Genomic DNA, 16423 nt, shown 5'->3' on the forward strand with positions numbered 1-16423 from the left:
GGAATGTGCGAGGCTGGGGGCAATAAGGACTTATATGTCCCGATTAGAGGAGTCTTGTCGTGTCAGCCACCGCCGAGAATCCCCCCGCGGCCGCAGCCGCCACCGCCGTCGCCACCGCCGTCGCCACCGCCGTCGAGGACCGCGTCACCGCCCGCGTGATCAGCGACGACCCGCTCTTCCGGAAGATCCCGGTCGCCCTGCGCTTCGCCCCCGCGGAGCCGCTCGCCGTACGGATCGTCTTCCCCGCCGGGCTCTCCCCCGAGGGCACCGACAACGAGTGGGTCTTCCCCCGGGCCCTCCTCGAAGCAGGCTTGCAGGCGCCGACCGGCACCGGCGACGTACGCGTCTGGCCCTGCGGCCGCGTCCAGGCGGTCGTCGAGTTCCACTCCCCCGAGGGCGTCGCGGTGATCCAGTTCGACATCGCCGCGCTGCGCCGCTTCCTGCGCCGTACGAACGCCGCCGTCACCCGGCAGGCGTAACGGGACCGGACGAAACGGACCCGGACGAAACGGGACCGGCGCACAACGGGATCAGCGCACAACGGGCCCGGCCCCGCACCTGAGATCAGGTGCGGGGCCGGGCCCGTTGTGGATCGGGGTCGGGTCAGGCGTTGACCAGCTCGCGGTCCTTGTCCGGTCCCTCCGCGGACCCGGCGGAACCTTCGAGGTGCTTGCGCAGGCTCTCGCCCTCCACGTCCACGTTGGGCAGCAGCCGGTCCAGCCAGCGCGGCAGCCACCAGGCCTTGTGGCCGAGCAGCGCGAGCACCGCCGGGACGATCGCCATGCGGACGACGAAGGCGTCGAAGAGGACGGCGATCGCGAGCCCGAAGCCGATCATCTTGATCATCTGCTCGCTGGCGCCGATGAAGCCCGAGAACACCGCGATCATGATGACGGCGGCCGCCACGACCACCCGCGCGCTGTACTGGAAGCCGGTCACGATGGCCTGGCCCGGGCGCTCGCCGTGGACGTACGCCTCACGCATGCGGGTGACGAGGAAGACCTCGTAGTCCATGGCCAGACCGAAGACGACGCCCACCATGAAGATCGGCATCATGCTCATGATCGGACCGGTCTGCTCCACCCCGAAGAGCGAGCCGAGCCAGCCCCACTGGAAGACCGCGACGACCGCGCCGAGGGCGGCGACCACCGAGAGCAGGAAGCCGAGGGCCGCCTTGAGCGGAACCAGGATCGAGCGGAAGACCAGCATCAGCAGCAGGAAGGCGAGACCGACCACGAGCGCCAGGTAGGGCAGCAGCGCGTCGTTCATCTTCTGCGAGAAGTCGATGTTCATCGCGGTCGCGCCGGTGACGAGGACGTCATCGCCGCTGCCGTCGCGGATCTCGTGGACCAGGTTCTCGGTCTCCACCGAGGACGGGCGGTCCTTCGGGAACACCGTGATCACCGCGGCGTCGCCGTCCTGGTTCGGGGTCGGCGGGGTGACCACGGCCACGCCCTCCAGGCCCTTGATCCGGTCGACCGTGTCGTTGGCGAGCTTCTTGTCGCCGTCGACGACCACCATCAGCGGGCCGTTGAAGCCCGGGCCGAAGCCCTCCGACAGCAGGTCGTACGCCTTGCGCTGGGTGGTGGAGACCGGCTGGGCGCCGTCGTCCGGCAGGCCCATCTCCAGCTTGCTCGCCGGGATCGCGATGGCGCCGAGGCCGATCACACCGACGAGCAGCACCATGACCGGGCGGCGCAGGACGAAACGGGCCCAGCGCGTGCCGCCGTTGGCCTTGGGCTCGGCGCCGGCCGGCTTGCCCTTGCCGAACAGCCTGCTCTTCTTTCCGGCGGGCAGGACCTTCTTGCCGGCGAAGCCCAGGATGGCCGGGACCAGCGTCAGCGCGACGAGGACGGCGATGACCACGGTGCCCGCGGCCGCGAAGCCCATCTTGGTCAGCATCGGGATGTTGACGACGGCCAGGCCCACGAGGGCGATGACCACGGTGAGACCGGCGAAGACGACGGCGGATCCGGCGGTTCCCGCAGCCCGGCCGGCGGCCTCGTCCCGCTCGTGGCCCTCGGCGAGCTCCACGCGGTAGCGGGAGACGATGAAGAGCGCGTAGTCGATGCCGACCGCGAGGCCGATCATCATCGCGAGGGTGGAGGTGGTGGTGCCGAGGTCCAGCACGTTGGCGAGCGCGGTGATGGAGGAGACGCCGATGCCCACGCCGATGATCGCGGTCAGCAGCGGCAGCCCGGCCGCGATCAGCGAGCCGAAGGTGATGACGAGCACGATCGCCGCGATCAGGATGCCGACGATCTCGCCGGAGCCGGTCTCGGGGGCCGTCATCAGGGCGTCGCCGCCGATCTCGACGGTGAGCCCGGCGGCCCGGGCCGCGGTGCCGGAGTCCTTGAGCGCGTCGCGCGTCTCGTCCTTCAGCTCCATGCCGCTGACGTTGTACTTGACGCTCACGTACGCGGTGGAGCCGTCCTGGCTCACCGCCTGGGCCTGGTACGGGTCGGCGACCGAGGCGACCTGGGCCTTGCCCGGGCCGTCCTTCAGGCCGGAGACGATCTTCCCGACCTCGGTCTTGTTCTTCTCGTCGTTGACCGAGGAGCCCGCGGGCGCCTTGACGACGATGCGGGCGGTGGCGCCGTCGGCGGCCATGCCCGGGAACTTCTTGTCCAGCACGTCGAAGGCCTTCTGGGCCTCCGTGCCGGGTATCGAGAACGATCCGGAGGTGGGTGCGGACGCCGTCGCCGCGCCGAAGCCGGCGGCGAACAGCAGCGCCACCCACAGGAGGGCGACGAGGCCGCGGCGCCGGAAGGCGCCCCTGCCGAGTCGGTAGAGGAAGGTAGCCACGGAGGCGGTTCTCCCGTTCAGGTCGTGGTGGATCCGGGACGGATCAGGGCGTGGAGAGCCGGCCCGACGACGAGAGCGGCGTGTCAGGAGCAGCAGGAAGGAGTCGCGAGTCCGAGGGGAGAAGGACTCAGACGCCGAGGGCGGGGAAGACCACGGAGTCGATGAAGTCGGCGAGGAACGCCTGGTCCACGGATCGGTCCTCCATCAGCGGCAACGCGATGAAGGCGCCGATCAGCATGTGCGGCACGAAACGGACGGCGGGGCAGTCCGGGGCGATCTCTCCCCGCTCCACTCCGCGCCGCAGGATCTCGTCGAGGCCGGAGATCTCCGGCTCCATGAGCAGCCTGCGCAGTGCCTGGTGCAGTTCGGGGCTCTCGTGGACGGCGTGGGCGAGGCCCCGCAGCAGTGCGGTGTCCTTCGCCATCTGCGCGTTGTCGGAGAGCTCGACCATGCGGTGGAAGTCGCCGCGCAGCGAGCCCGTGTCGATCTCCCGGAGGGAGGTCGGCTGGGTGCACCGCAGGGCCCTGGCGACCAGCTCGGGCTTGCTCCCCCACTGGCGGTAGAGGGTGGCCTTGCTGGACTTGGTACGGGCGGCGACCGCGTCCATGGTCAGCGCCTCGTAGCCGACCTCGCGGAGGAGGTCGAGGACCGCCTCGTGGAGCTCGGCCTCCCGCTCGGGGGTGATCCGGCTGCGCCGCGACGAGACCTCTGGCGAGACTTCTTCGGACATCTCCGGCACCTCCCTTGCGAACGAAACTGTTTCGTACACCGATGACGATACCCCTGCCCTGAACGAAACGAAACCGTTCCGTTTCGTTTCGGCGCGTGGCGTGGGTCACCTGTCGCGGCCATGGATCACCTGTACGAGTTGCCAGGCCCCCTCGGCGCGGAAAGCATTGTGGGGTGAGTCACGACGGCGCGTACCTCCGCTTCCCGCACCTCCACGACGATCTGCTGTGCTTCGCGACCGAGGACGACCTCTGGGTCGCCCCGCTGGTCCCCGAAGGCGAGACGCCCGGCCGGGCCTGGCGGATCACCGTGGACCGGACCAGGGTCGGCCACCCCCGGTTCTCCCCCGACGGCCGGCACATCGCCTTCACGAGCTGGCGCAGCCTCGACCCCGAGATCCACCTCGCCCCGGTGGCCGGCGGTCCGGCCCGCCAGCTCAGCTACTGGGGCGCCACCGACACCCGGGTCTGCGGCTGGACCCCGCCCGACAAGGACGGCCACAGCGACATCCTCGCCGTGTCCTCGCACGGCCAGCCCTTCTCGTACTACGCCTGGGCCTACAGCGTGCCGACCGACGGCTCGCCCGGCGGCAAGCTCCCCTGGGGACCGGTCTCCGACATCGCGGTCCACGAGGAGGTCCGCGACGGGGAAGGCACCGGGGAGCGGCGCACCCTGCTGCTGACCGGCAAGCCCCCGCACGAGCCCGCCGCCTGGAAGCGCTACCGCGGCGGCGCCACCGGCCGGCTGTGGCTGCACGGCAAGCGGCTGCTGGAGCACATCGAGGGCCACCTCGACGCCCCGATGTTCGTGGACGGCCGGATCGCCTTCCTCTCCGACCACGAGGGCATCGGCAACCTGTACTCCTGCCTGCCCGACGGCACCGACCTGCGCCGGCACACCGACCACGAGGAGTTCTACGCCCGGCACGCCTCCAGCGACGGCTCCCGCGTCGTCTACCAGTGCGGCGGCGACCTCTGGCTCGTCGCCTCGCTCGCCCCCGGGGCCGTCCCGCGCCGGCTCCGGATCCGGCTGGGAGGTCCGCGGGCGGGCCGCCGTACGTATCAGATCCCGGCCGCCAGCCACGTCGACTCGCTCTCCGTCGACGCCACCGGGCGGGCCAGCGCGGTCGTCATCCGCGGCAGCCTGTACTGGCTCACCCACCGCGACGGGCCCGCCCGGACCATCGCCGACACCCCGGGCGTACGGGTGCGGCTGCCCGAGATGCTCGGCAGCAGCGGGCAGGTCGCGTACGTGACGGACGCGGAGGGCGAGGACGCGATCGAGATCGCCTACCTCCCGCGGGCCTCCGGGGACCGGGAGCCGCGCCGGCTGGCCTCCGGCGAGCTGGGCCGCGTACTGGAACTGCTCTCCGATCCGGACGGGGAGCGGCTCGCGATCGCCTCCAACGACGGGCGGCTGCTGCTCATCACCGTGCCCGACGACGAGGCCGGCGCCTCGGGGAGCGCGGAGTCCGGCGGGGAGGTCACCGAGCTGATCCGGTCCGTCAACGGGCCCGTCACCGACCTGGCGTTCTCGCCCGACGGGGACTGGCTGGCCTGGTCGCACCCGGGCATCGGGCGCTCGCTGCGGCAGATCAAGATGGCCCGGATCTCCGGCCCGGGGCCCCACTCCATCGTGGACGTCACCAACGGCCGCTTCGAGGACGAGAACCCGGTCTTCACCCGCGACGGCCGCTACCTGGCCTTCCTCTCGTGGCGCGGTTTCGACCCGGTGTACGACGTGCACACCGGCGACCTGTCCTTCCCCCTGGGCTGCCGCCCGTACCTGGTGCCGCTGTCCTCGGCGACCCCCTCGCCGTTCGCGTTCACCCCCGACGGGCGTCCCGCGGCGGGCGGCCTCGACCCGGGCGAGGGCGAGCCCACCGAGGGCGAGGGCGCGGTCATGGTGGAGGTGGAGGGGCTGGAGAGCCGCGTCACCCCGTTCCCGGTGACGGCGTCGAAGTACTCGGCCCTGTACCCGGTCAGCGGCGGCGGGCTGGTGTGGCTGCGCTGGCCGATCTCGGGCGCGCTCGGCGAGACCTTCGCCAACCCGACCGACACCAGCGGCAAGCCCACGCTGGAGCACTTCGAGATCACCAAGGCGCGCAAGAGCGAACTGGCCTCCGCGCTGGACTGGTTCGCGGTCAGCGGCGACGGCACCCGGCTCGTCATCAACGACGACGGCGACCTGCGCGCGGTCCCGTCGACCGAGTCCGGCGACAGCGACTCCACCGTCTACCTGGACCTGCGGCGCATCCTGCACGAGGTGGACCCCGCCGCCGAGTGGCGCCAGGCCTTCGAAGAGGCCGGCCGGCTGATCCGCGCGTACTTCTGGGAGCCGGGCATGTGCAACATCGACTGGGACGGGGTGCTGCGCCAGTACCGCCCCCTGGTCGAACGGGTCGCCTCGCCCGACGAGTTCGCGGACCTGCTGCGCGAGGTGCTCGGCGAGCTCGGCACCTCGCACGCGTACGTCTCCCCCGCGCGCCGCAACGAGGGCCCGCCGCACTACCACCGGCCCATCGGCCTGCTCGGCGCCAACCTCGTCCCGCGCGAGGAGGGCTGGGTGCTCGCACGGATCCTGCCGGGCGAGTCCTCCGACTCCAAGGCCCGCTCCCCGCTCGCCGGCACCGGCATCCGGGAGGGCGCCGTCCTCACCCACGTCGACGGGCGGCCGGTGGACCCGGTGGCCGGGCCCTATCCGCTGCTCTCGGCGGCGGGCGGCACCACGGTCGAGCTGACCTTCAAGCCCGCCGAGGGCGAGGGCCGGGGCCTGGCGCGGCGGGTGGCGATCGTGCCGCTGATCGACGAGCGGCCGCTGCGCTACCAGGACTGGGTGTCCAAGCGGCGCGCGGTGGTCCGCGAGGTCAGCGGCGGCAAGTGCGGCTACCTGCACATCCCCGACATGGGCGGCTCGGGCTGGGCGCAGTTCAACCGGGACCTGCGGATGGAGATGTCCCGGCCCGCGCTGATCGTGGACGTACGCGGCAACGCGGGCGGCCACATCAGCGAGCTGGTGGTGGAGAAGCTGACCCGCTCGATCCTCGGCTGGGACCTGACGCGCAACGCCCAGCCGGTCAGTTACGCCTCCAACGCGCCCCGCGGTCCGATCGTGGCGCTGGCCGACGAGGCGACCTCCTCGGACGGGGACATGATCACGGCGGCCTTCAAGCTGCTCGGGCTCGGGCCGGTGGTCGGCCAGCGCACGTGGGGCGGGGTGGTCGGGATGACCGGCCGGCACACCCTGGGCGACGGCACGGTGATCACGGTGCCGATGAACGCCGCCTGGTTCCCGGAGTACGGGTGGTCGGTGGAGAACCACGGCGTGGAACCGGACCTCGCGATCCTGCGGACTCCGCTCGACTGGGCGGAGGGCCGGCACGCGCAGCTGGACGACGCCGTGTTCCTGGCGCTGGAGCTGCTGGAGCAGGAGCCGGCCGCGGTGCCGCCGGGGTACGCGGACGTACCGGACCTGCGGCGTCCGAAGCTGCCGCCGAGGCCGTAGGGGGCACCGGCACGGGGAAGGGGCGCGGCCCGCGCACTGCACGGGCCGCGCCCCTTCCTCACTTCCGTGACGAACTCCGGGCGTCAGAAGTCCCAGTTGTCGTCGAGCTCGTCGTGGACCTTTTCCTTCTTCTTCTTGGCCGGCTCGGAGGCGTGCGCAGCGCGCTGGGACGCCTCGTCCTTCGCGCTCCTGCCGGCCTCGTCGGCCTTGTCCTTGAGCTCGCGCGCCTTGTCCTGGAACTGGTCCTTGATGCCCATGCTGTTCACTCCTGGAGGGGTGTAGGGGACCGGGCTGCGACCAGATTTGCACGAGCGGACAAAGCTCGCATTTCGATCAATGACGCTCCGTGCCCAGCGTGCGCTCCTTCTCGTCGGCGGCGCCCCCGGCCCCCACCAGCCCCCGGGAGACGCTCGTCAGCCGGGGCTCGAAGCGCTTCATCTCCCGCTGTCCGACGGTCGCGATGATCCCGGGCAGGTAGCCGCGCACGCCCTGCATCCCGCGCAGCCACCACTGCGCGTACACGTGCGGCGAGCGCCGCTCGATCCCGGCGACGATCCGGTCCACGGCCGGGCCCAGCGGGTACGTGCGGTTCGACGGCCACGGCAGCCGCTGGCGCAGCTCCCGCATGACCTCGTCCTGGTCGGCCCCGCGCACCATGTCGGTGTCGGTCCAGGAGAGGTAGCCGACCCCCACCTTGACGCCCTTGTGGCCGACTTCGGCGCGCAGGCAGTGCGCGAAGGCCTCGACGCCGGACTTGGAGGCGCAGTACGCGCTCATCATCGGCGCCGGCGTGATCGCGGCGAGCGAGGCGATCTGGAGGAAGTAGCCGCGGCTCTCGGCCAGTACGGGCAGGAAGGCCCGGGCGGTGACGGCCCCGCCGATCAGGTTGACCTCGATCACCCGGCGCCAGGCCTCGGGGTCGGAGTCGGCGAACGGCCCGCCGGCGGCCACGCCCGCGTTGGCGACGACGATGTCGACCTTGCCGAAGCGCTGTTTGACCTCCTCGGCGACCCGGGCCATGGCCTCGTGGTCGGTGACGTCGGCGTGCCAGTGGCCGCTGTCGGTGTGCAGCCGCTCGGAGACCTCCTTGAGGGCCTCGGGCTCCAGCCCCACCAGCGCCACCTTCGCGCCGCGCGCGGAGAGCTTGCGGGCGAGGAGCTCACCGACCCCGCGTGCCGCGCCGGTGACGACGGCGACCTGGCCTTCCAGACTCCTGCTCGCGCTCACGGCGTCTTCTCCTTCGGTTCGTCGGTCACGTTCGCCAGGTGGACGGTCAGCTCGCGTATGGCGCCGGTGACCGCCTCGGGGGCCTCGATCGGGGTCATGTGCCCCATGCCGGTCAGCTCGGTCAGCCCCACGCAGTGCGGCAGCGCGGCGGCGAGGCCCCGGGCGTGCACGATCGGGGTGAGCCGGTCGTTCTTGCCGCCGATCACGGCGGTGGGCACGGTGAGCGCCGCGAGGTTCGCCTCCAGGTCCAGCCCGGCCAGCACCTCGGACCAGGCGTACCGGACACCGGTGGGGCAGGCGTGGACGATACGGGCGCACGCCTCCACCTTGTCGGGCGCGGAACCGGGGCCCATGGTGGCGTACTTCAGCACCCGCTTGGCGACCGGCGTGACGGGCCCGAGGGGGGCGCGCGCTCCGAGGACCGCGCCGGTGATACGGGTCCGTACGCGCCCCGGGCGCAGGGGCACGACCAGCGATTCCGCGACCAGCCGGGCGCTGCCGGTGCTGCACAGCAGCGCGGCGGCGGTGTGCTCGGCGAACTCCGGCCGCCCGGCGGCGGCCATGATCGTCATCCCGCCCATGGAGTGCCCGGCGACGACTGCCCGCTCGCCGGGGGCCAGGGCGGACCCGAGGACGGCGACGAGGTCGTCGGCGAGGGCGCCGGTGCCGTAGCGGGAGGCGGCGGGACTGCGCCCGTGCCCGCGCTGGTCGTACGCGATGACCCGGTGGTCCTTGGCGAGCTCCCGGATCTGCGCGGCCCAGAAGGCGGTGGAGCAGGTCCAGCCGTGCGCCAGCACCACGGCCGGAGCGCCCTCTTCCCCGTGCTCCTCCACGTGCAGCCGGGCTCCGTCGGCGGAGACCGCGACCAGCTCGCGCCGGGCGGCGGGCGGGGCGTACCGCCCGGAGGTGACGTACGCGGGCCGGCTCACGCGGCGCCCTCCGCGTGCGCGACCGCGCCGCGGACGGCGTCGGCGTCGGCGCCGGCGTCGGTGGCTCCGGCGGTGGCTCCGGCGGCTTCGCGCTCGGCGTCCCGGAGCCGGATGACCTCGTACTCGGACAGGTCCACGCTCCGCGTCTCCTTCCGGAACTCGCCGGTCGTGCCCGGCCAGACCGTCGTGTTGCGCCCCTGCGCGTCCAGGTACCAGCTGGTGCAGCCGCCGGTGTTCCACACGGTGCGCTCCATACGGGTCTGGACCCGCCGGTTCCACTGGTTCACGGCCGAGGGACGGGCCGCGAGCGCGACCGAGCCGCCGAGCACACGGAGCTGGCGCAGGTAGTCCGCCATGTAGTTCAGCTGCGACTCGATCATCAGGATCATCGAGCTGTTGCCGAGCCCGGTGTTCGGCCCGATGATCGTCATCCAGTTCGGGAAGCCGGCCGCCGTCGCCCCGCGCAGCGACTGCATCCCGTCCTTCCAGTGGTCCGCCAGCGTCCGTCCGTCCGCGCCCACCACCCGGTCCGCGATCGGCATGTCCGTGACGTGGAAGCCGGTGCCGAAGACGATCGCGTCCGCCTCCGTCTCCGTCCCGTCGGCGGCGACCAGCGTGTTGCCCCGGATCTCCCGGAGCCCGGAGGCGACCAGGTCCACATTGGGCCGGGCCAGCGCCGGGTAGTAGTCGCTGGAGAGCAGGATCCGCTTGCAGCCGATCCGGTACGAGGGCGTCAGCTTGGCCAGCAGCGCCGGGTCCTTGATCGAACGCGCCATGTTGGCCTTGGCCAGCGACTCGATGAGCCCGAGCTGGTTCGGCCGCTTGGTGAAGGCGCTGACCTGGAGCTCCCGGATCCCCCACAGCAGTCCCCGGCGGGCCGCCCGGGTGAACGGCAGCTGGCGGTGCAGCCAGCGCTCCGCGCCGCTGATGGCCCGGTCGGTGCGCGGCATCACCCACGGCGGTGTCCGCTGGAACAGCGTGAGCCGCCGTACGTCGGGCGCGATGGCCGGCACGATCTGGATGGCCGAGGCGCCGGTGCCGATCATGGCGACGCGCTTGCCGCGCAGGTCGTAGTCGTGGTCCCAGCGCGCGGAGTGGAAGACCTTGCCGGGGAACTCGGCGAGCCCCGGGATCTCCGGCATCTTCGGGTCGGACAGCGGCCCGGTGGCGGAGACCACGACGTCGGCGGTGAGCTCCCCGGACGAGGTCTCGATCTCCCACCTCAGCCGGTCGGCGTCCCAGCGCATCAGCCGGACCTCGGAGTTCAGCCGCACGTGCGGGCGCAGCCCGAAGGTGTCGGCGACGTGCTCCAGGTACGCGCGGATGGCCGGCTGCCCGGAGAACGTCCGCGGCCAATCGGGATTGGGCGCGAAGGAGAACGAGTAGAGGTGGGAGGGGACGTCGCACGCGCACCCGGGATAGCTGTTGTCGCGCCAGGTCCCGCCCACGGAACCGGCCCGCTCCAGGACGACGAAGTCCGTGATCCCCTCCCGCCGCAGCCGTACGGCCGCGCCCAGTCCGCCGAACCCGGACCCGATCACCGCCACTCGTACGTGCTCGCGCCCGCCCATGCCACCGCTCATGCCCGCCGCCTTCCGCAGCCCCACAGCGCAACACTGCCAGCAATCACTGGCACAATCGGGAGACTAGAGCAGCTCCGTACTCATGGGTAGAGGTCGCGCCCGGAAAGTTACTGTCGGTACGCCATAGGCTGCGCCTGTGGAAGACACGGAAGCGGGGACGACAGTGCGTGAATACCGTACGGAGGAACTGGCCGAGGCGGCCGGCATCCCCGTCCGCACCCTGCGCTTCTACCGCGAGCGCAAGCTCCTCCCGCCGCCGCGCCGCGAGGGCCGGATCGCCTGGTACGACGACCACCACCTGGCCCGGCTGCGCACCATCGCGGCCCTGCTGGAGCGCGGCCACACCCTCGGCGGCATCGCCGAGCTGACCGCCGCCTTCGAGAACGGGCGCGACGTGAGCCAGCTCGGCGAACTGCTCGGCATCGGCTGGTCCGAGGAGACCCCCGTACGGCTGACGCCGGAGGCCCTCGCCGACTACTTCGAGGGCGAGGTCACCCCGGAGAACCTGGCGGCCTCCCTGGACCTCGGCTACCTCGCCACCGACGGCGACGAGATCGTGCACGTCAGCCGCCGCCTGCTGGACGTCTCCTCGGCACTGGTCCGCGAGGGGGTCCCGCTCGCGGCGGTGCTGGAGACGGGCCGCCGGGTCCGCGAGCACGCGGACGCGATGGCGGCCCTGTTCACGGAGCTGATATCGGCCCACCTGACGGAGGAGGCGCTGCCGCGGCTGCGCCCCCTCGCCAAGAGCGTGGTGGAGGCGGAGCTCACCATGGCGATGGACCGCCTCCTGGCCTCGGGGGCTCCGTCGGGGGCTCAGGACCCCAGCTCGTAGACCACGGTCACGGGCGCGTGGTCGGACCAGCGCTCCGGGTGCGTCTCGGCCCGCTCGACGAACGCCTTCACGGCCCTGGCGGCCAGCCCCGGGGTCGCGACCTGGAGGTCGATGCGCCACCCGGCGTCGTTGTCGAAGGCCCGCCCCCGGTAGGACCACCAGGAGTACGGCCCCTCGGTGTCGGGGTGCAGGCTCCGTACGACGTCCACGTACCCGGCGGCGTCGTACACCCGCCCGAGCCACTGCCGCTCCTCGGGCAGGAAGCCGGCGTTCTTCCGGTTGGTCTTCCAGTTCTTGAGGTCGGCCTCCTGGTGACAGATGTTCCAGTCACCACAGACGACGACCTCCCGCCCGTCCGCGGCCGCCCGCTCCCTCAAGGCGCTCAGGTAGGGGAGGAACTCACCCATGAACCGGTACTTCTCGTCCTGCTTCTCGGTACCGGCCTCGCCGGAGGGCAGGTAGAGGCTGGCGACGGTGACACCCGGAAGGTCGACCTCCAGGTAGCGTCCGCTCGCGTCGAACTCCTCGCTCCCGAACCCCACCCGCACCCGCTCGGGCTCGCGGCGCGTGTAGAGCGCGACCCCGGCCCGCCCCTTGACGGCGGCCGGCGCGAACACGGTGTGCCAGCCGTCGGGCTTGCGGACCTCCTCCGGAATCTGCCCCTCCTCGGCCCGCACCTCCTGGAGGCAGACCACGTCGGCGTCCGACCCGGCCAGCCACGGGGAGAAGCCCTTCTTGGCCGCGGCGCGGATCCCATTCACATTCACGGAGGTCACAGTGAGCATCCCCGCACCCTAACGGGAGCGTTCCGTACGATGTTCCGATGTCTCACGGGATCCAGCTCCGCGCCGTGCCGTACGACCACCCGGACGCGCTCAAACTCAACGACCAGGTCCAGATCGAGTACCAGGTGCGCTACGGCGGTGAGGGCGATGTCACACCGCTCGACCCGGCGATGTTCGCCCCGCCGAACGGCCTGTACCTGCTGGCGTACGACGCCTCGGGCTCGCCGGTGGCCAGCGGCGGCTGGCGCGGCCAGGAGGAGAACGACGAGGGCTACTCGGACGGCGACGCCGAGCTCAAGCGCATGTACGTCATACCCGAGGCCCGCGGCCTGGGCCTGGCCCGCCGCATCCTGGCCGAACTGGAAGCCGACGCCCGCGCGGCGGGCCGCACCCGCATGGTCCTGGAAACGGGAGACCGGCAACCGGAGGCGATAGCCCTCTACTTCTCCTCGGGCTACGCGCTCTCCGAAAAGTTCGGCCACTACCGCACCTACGACTCCAGCCGCTGCATGGCCAAACCGCTCCACCCCTGATCCCGAGCCCCGGCCGGCCCGCCCCGTCCGGGCCGCCCCGTCCGCTACCGCGGGAGCCACTCCGCCCGGTCCGTCCCCCACCGGGACGGACCCCGCACCCAGTCCCCGAACGGCACCGGCGGCGCCGCGTACCGCAGCACCCCGTACCCCGAGTCCGTCTCCCTCAGCCACGGCTCCGCGGCGTACGCCGTCCCGGCGGGCCCATCGGGCGCGGCCGGCGGAACGTCCCGTACGAGCCACGACGCCGTCCCCGCCAGCGAGAACCGCAAGGACCGCCCGCCCCCCGCGGCCAGCGCCCGCAGCACGCCCGCGGCCGCCAGGTACCCCGTCCCGTGGTCCAGCGCCTGGGCCGGCAGCACCCCGGGCACCCCGCCGGCCCCGTCCGCGTACGCCGCGGCCACCCCGTACCCCGCCTGCACCAGCGAGTCGAACCCCCGCCGCCCCGCCCACGGCCCCTGCCACCCCCACGCGCACAGCTGCGCCACCACCAGCCCGGGCCGGCGCTCCAGCAGCTCCTGCGCGCCGAGTCCGTACCGCTCCAGCGCCCCCGGCCGGTACCCGGTCACCACCACGTCGGCCTCGGCCAGCAGTCCCTCGAAGACCGCCCGGTCCCCCGCGTCCGCGAGGTCCAGCAGCGCCGACCGCTTCCCGAAGCCGGTGTCCGCGTTCGCGTCGTCCGGCTCCGCCGGCAGCGGCGGGTCGATCCGCAGCACGTCCGCCCCCAGCAGCCCGAGCGTCCGCGTCGCGACGGGTCCCGCGATCACCCGCGTCAGGTCCAGCACCCGCACCCCGGCCGCGGGCAGCGCCCCCGGCCCGAGCTCCCGCCCGGCGCCCCCGGACGCCCGCACCTCCGCCAGCGGCTGCGGATCCCCGTACTCCGCCGCCACGGCGACGGCCAGCCCGCCCTCCCCGTACACGAGCTCCTGCACCTCGACGGCCCCGCGCCCCGCCACCGCCTCCCGCAGCGCCCCGGGGGTCGCGGACGGCAGCCCCAACGCCCGTACCAGGGCCTCCCGGTGGTGCGGATAGTTGGCGTGCGTCCGCACCCACCCGTCCGCCGCCCGCCAGAACCCCGACAGCGGCGCGAAGTTCACCGGCTCGCGCCCCGCCACGCGCAGGTGCCGCTCGCTGACGAACGCGGTGGCCACGGCCCCCTCGTCCACCACCAGCGGCTCCACGTCCTGCGCCGCGCCCCCGCCCCGTACCGCGGCCAGCTCCGCCGCGGCCAGCGCGCACACCCCCACCGTGGCCCGCGCCAGCTCCCGTACGGGCAGCGGCCCCTCCCCCAGCCCGCTCGCACCCCGGTAGGCCACCCGCCCCACCTGCCCGGCCGCCCCGCCGAGCGCACCCCACGCCTGCGCCGTCCCGCCGTCGTAGATCACCATGGCCCCATTCTCCGTGCCGCTCCCCCACGCGGAAGGGTCCCGCCCGATCGTGCGATCGGACGGGACCCTCGTCGGCGCGGGAGCGGTCAGATCCCGTCGCCCTGGCGGTACCAGCGCTGGTCGTCGTTGTTGTTGCAGTCCCACTGGATGAGGTTGGCGCCCTGGTTGGTGGCGGCGCCGTACACCCCGAGGCACTTGCCGGAGTTGCGGTTGACCAGGCGGAACGTTCCACCGGGCTGGTTCGTGTCCATCCACCACATCTGGTCGGCGTTCCCGTTGCAGGCCCACGCCACCGCGTCGGTGCCCTTGTCCGTGCTGCCGCCGTAGATGCCCAGGCACTTGCCCGCACGGTTCGTGACGGTGATGTAGCCGTTGTCCTTCAGGTCGAACTTCCACAGCTGGTCCGGGTTCCCGTTACAGCCCCACTGGATCGCCTCGATCCCGGTGTAGGACCAGATCCCCATGCACAGGCTCGAGTTCGCATTGCGGATCGACTTGCTGCCCGAAGGCAGGGCGGAGGCCGACGGAGCCGCGGCCAGCGCCGCGGCCGCCACCATCGCCGTCCCGGCCGCGACAACCGACATGCTTTTCATCATACTTGCCATGACATTCCCCCAATTGGCGTTGCTTGCCCGTCCTTTGGATCATCTCAGACGACAAACGCCACTCGATCGGGCGACACGCCGCGCCCGACCCTCCTGGCGCCGGAAGTCCGGGCAGACGCCTGTGGGCCACCCCGGCTCCGCGACCGAGACCGGTCCCGAGGCCCGGCCCGCGTGCGGACAGCACCGCGAACACATCCCGAAAACGCCAAAATCCCGCCCGGTCTTCCGACCGGACGGGATCTTGGGACGTTCCCGGGAGCTACCCGCGAACTGTCGTTTGTGGACCTGTGGGGATTTGAACCCCAGACCCCCTCGATGCGAACGAGGTGCGCTACCAGACTGCGCCACAGGCCCTTGCGACGTGTGAAACATTAGCATCCCCGCGCTGGTGCTCCAAAACCGATACCGGGGAGCGTCCGCGCAGGTCCGCTCACTCGTTCGCGGCGCGGGGGCGGTCGTCGCTCTCGTACTGGTCGAACAGGGGCGTGCGGCCGCGGCCCTGGCCGCGCGGGCGGGCGTTCGGGTGCGGCTTCGGGTCCGGCTTCTGGTCCGTCTTCGCCTCGGGCTTCGCGGCCGGCGCGGGCTGGGCCCGCAGCCGGGGGTCCGTCGGCTCGGCCGTGCTGGAGCGGGTCGCGCTCCAGGCGTCCGGGGTCACCGGCCCGGTGGCGCGCGGGGCGACGGGGGCCGTCACGTACGTCGGCAGCGGGACCGGTACCGGCTCCCAGCTGTCACCGCGGGCGGGGCCGCGTTCGCGCTCGCGCTGCTGGTCCACCCACTCGGCGTGGTCGGTCTGCTCGACCAGCGCCCGCCGCCCCGCCTCCTGCGGCGAGACCGGTGGCGCGGGGTCCGGTTCGGAGCCCGCGGCCGCCTCCGGCTCGCGGCGGCGCGGCCGGTTCTCGCGCAGCTGCCGGGCGGCGGCCTCGGCGCGCCGCCGGTCCATCGTGAACTCGTAGCGGCGCCGCTCCTGGACCCGCAGGTGCACGATGTACGCGCTCAGCAACAGGGCCGGCACGGCGGGCGCCCAGAGATAGCCCAGGCCGCCGACCGCGGCCACGATCGCGCCGAGCGTGAAGATCAGGAAGAGGAGTGCGGTGGTGCGCCGGCGGCGCGCGAGCACCTGGAGGCGCTGCTCGCGCCGGTGCCGCTCCGCCACGGCCGACCTCGGCTCCGCCCTGGTCGGGGGTACGACGAGGGCCCGGGCGTCGGCGTCCACGGAATTCACCGTTTCCGTCGCGGCGTCCGGGTCCGCGCGGTGCTGTGGACCGGCCTCCTGGTCGCCGCGTTCACGCAGCCCCTTGGCGTAACGGCGCTCCATTCCCGCCCGGCCGGAAAGCAGCCGAATGGCAGTGGAGAAGCGTTCCGTCGGACGGGCTTCGTTCAGCTCGTCCTGCCTCCGGAGCCACATGGGCACCAAGTAGGCGGCCCAGGCCCCGACAATGACTGCGTAGATGAGGCCGCTGCTGCTCACACCTCACACCGTAGAGGGGCGCGGCCGGGCGGATCCGC

Annotated in this window: 14 protein-coding genes and 1 tRNA gene; 4 read left to right on the forward strand and 11 right to left on the reverse strand. The window is 72.6% G+C overall.

The genetic code is table 11. The features are described 5' to 3' along the window. The first annotated feature begins 59 nt into the window (after nucleotides 1–59). Entirely contained in the window at nucleotides 60–479 is a 420-nt protein-coding gene (locus tag ADK52_RS03040) for an SsgA family sporulation/cell division regulator (RefSeq protein WP_078987870.1), read from the forward strand. 124 nt (nucleotides 480–603) lie between these two features. Here the strand turns inward: ADK52_RS03040 and ADK52_RS03045 are convergent, their stop codons facing one another. After that, entirely contained in the window at nucleotides 604–2805 is a 2202-nt protein-coding gene (locus ADK52_RS03045; RefSeq protein ID WP_053688199.1) for an MMPL family transporter, read from the reverse strand. A gap of 127 nt (nucleotides 2806–2932) precedes the next feature. Continuing rightward, nucleotides 2933–3535, reverse strand: coding sequence for a TetR/AcrR family transcriptional regulator (locus ADK52_RS03050; protein ID WP_053688200.1), 603 nt, complete (start codon nucleotides 3533–3535; stop codon nucleotides 2933–2935). A 173-nt stretch (nucleotides 3536–3708) separates the two neighbouring features. Between ADK52_RS03050 and ADK52_RS03055 the strand changes: the two genes are divergently transcribed. Next, a complete protein-coding gene (locus ADK52_RS03055; RefSeq protein ID WP_053688201.1) occupies nucleotides 3709–7038 on the forward strand; it encodes a S41 family peptidase in 3330 nt (1109 codons plus the stop codon). A gap of 83 nt (nucleotides 7039–7121) precedes the next feature. Here ADK52_RS03055 and ADK52_RS42825 read toward each other — a convergent pair whose 3' ends face one another. The 4 genes from ADK52_RS42825 to ADK52_RS03070 form a co-directional block, all read right to left on the reverse strand. Further along, nucleotides 7122–7295 (reverse strand): hypothetical protein, encoded by a 174-nt coding sequence (locus tag ADK52_RS42825; RefSeq protein WP_182508637.1) that lies wholly within the window; start codon nucleotides 7293–7295, stop codon nucleotides 7122–7124. Between the two features lie 76 nt (nucleotides 7296–7371). Continuing rightward, a complete protein-coding gene (locus ADK52_RS03060; protein WP_053688202.1) occupies nucleotides 7372–8265 on the reverse strand; it encodes an SDR family oxidoreductase in 894 nt (297 codons plus the stop codon). Beyond that, nucleotides 8262–9194 carry an alpha/beta fold hydrolase gene (locus tag ADK52_RS03065; protein ID WP_053688203.1) on the reverse strand — a complete coding sequence of 311 codons (933 nt, stop codon included), beginning with the start codon at nucleotides 9192–9194 and terminating at the stop codon, nucleotides 8262–8264. Before ADK52_RS03065 ends, ADK52_RS03060 begins: the two co-directional genes overlap by 4 nt. Beyond that, entirely contained in the window at nucleotides 9191–10765 is a 1575-nt protein-coding gene (locus ADK52_RS03070; protein ID WP_078987872.1) for a flavin-containing monooxygenase, read from the reverse strand. Before ADK52_RS03070 ends, ADK52_RS03065 begins: the two co-directional genes overlap by 4 nt. A gap of 148 nt (nucleotides 10766–10913) precedes the next feature. Between ADK52_RS03070 and ADK52_RS03075 the strand changes: the two genes are divergently transcribed. After that, nucleotides 10914–11609 carry a MerR family transcriptional regulator gene (locus ADK52_RS03075; protein ID WP_053688204.1) on the forward strand — a complete coding sequence of 232 codons (696 nt, stop codon included), beginning with the start codon at nucleotides 10914–10916 and terminating at the stop codon, nucleotides 11607–11609. On the opposite strand, the gene ADK52_RS03080 is transcribed toward ADK52_RS03075, so the two are convergent. Continuing rightward, complete coding sequence (locus tag ADK52_RS03080) at nucleotides 11591–12394, reverse strand: exodeoxyribonuclease III (protein WP_053688205.1); 804 nt, start codon at nucleotides 12392–12394, stop codon at nucleotides 11591–11593. The two genes, ADK52_RS03075 and ADK52_RS03080, sit on opposite strands and share 19 nt — an antisense overlap. Before the next feature lie 38 nt (nucleotides 12395–12432). On the opposite strand from ADK52_RS03080, the gene ADK52_RS03085 reads away from it, so the two are divergent. Continuing rightward, complete coding sequence (locus tag ADK52_RS03085; RefSeq protein WP_107089953.1) at nucleotides 12433–12927, forward strand: GNAT family N-acetyltransferase; 495 nt, start codon at nucleotides 12433–12435, stop codon at nucleotides 12925–12927. A 44-nt stretch (nucleotides 12928–12971) separates the two neighbouring features. On the opposite strand, the gene ADK52_RS03090 is transcribed toward ADK52_RS03085, so the two are convergent. The 4 genes from ADK52_RS03090 to ADK52_RS03105 form a co-directional block, all read right to left on the reverse strand. Continuing rightward, nucleotides 12972–14312: a CoA transferase gene (locus ADK52_RS03090; protein ID WP_053688206.1), complete on the reverse strand. Its 1341-nt coding sequence runs from the start codon at nucleotides 14310–14312 to the stop codon at nucleotides 12972–12974. An 86-nt stretch (nucleotides 14313–14398) separates the two neighbouring features. Further along, a complete protein-coding gene (locus ADK52_RS03095; RefSeq protein ID WP_053688207.1) occupies nucleotides 14399–14896 on the reverse strand; it encodes an RICIN domain-containing protein in 498 nt (165 codons plus the stop codon). A gap of 301 nt (nucleotides 14897–15197) precedes the next feature. Beyond that, a tRNA-Ala gene (locus ADK52_RS03100) sits at nucleotides 15198–15271 on the reverse strand. 76 nt (nucleotides 15272–15347) lie between these two features. Beyond that, entirely contained in the window at nucleotides 15348–16385 is a 1038-nt protein-coding gene (locus ADK52_RS03105) for a hypothetical protein (RefSeq protein WP_053688208.1), read from the reverse strand. Between the last annotated feature and the right edge of the window lie 38 nt (nucleotides 16386–16423).

Origin of the sequence: Streptomyces sp. WM6372 (assembly GCF_001279655.1) — a bacterium.
GTDB lineage: Bacteria > Actinomycetota > Actinomycetes > Streptomycetales > Streptomycetaceae > Streptomyces.

What these genes read in the sequence shown, in the direction of transcription:
- ADK52_RS03090 (WP_053688206.1), bottom strand. Translation starts at nt 14,312, where the DNA reads ATGGTGATCTACGACGGCGGGACGGCGCAGGCGTGGGGTGCGCTCGGC.
- ADK52_RS42825 (WP_182508637.1), bottom strand. Translation starts at nt 7,295, where the DNA reads ATGGGCATCAAGGACCAGTTCCAGGACAAGGCGCGCGAGCTCAAGGAC.
- ADK52_RS03080 (WP_053688205.1), bottom strand. Translation starts at nt 12,394, where the DNA reads ATGCTCACTGTGACCTCCGTGAATGTGAATGGGATCCGCGCCGCGGCC.
- ADK52_RS03050 (WP_053688200.1), bottom strand. Translation starts at nt 3,535, where the DNA reads ATGTCCGAAGAAGTCTCGCCAGAGGTCTCGTCGCGGCGCAGCCGGATC.
- ADK52_RS03095 (WP_053688207.1), bottom strand. Translation starts at nt 14,896, where the DNA reads ATGTCGGTTGTCGCGGCCGGGACGGCGATGGTGGCGGCCGCGGCGCTG.
- ADK52_RS03070 (WP_078987872.1), bottom strand. Translation starts at nt 10,765, where the DNA reads ATGGGCGGGCGCGAGCACGTACGAGTGGCGGTGATCGGGTCCGGGTTC.
- ADK52_RS03085 (WP_107089953.1), top strand. Translation starts at nt 12,433, where the DNA reads ATGTCTCACGGGATCCAGCTCCGCGCCGTGCCGTACGACCACCCGGAC.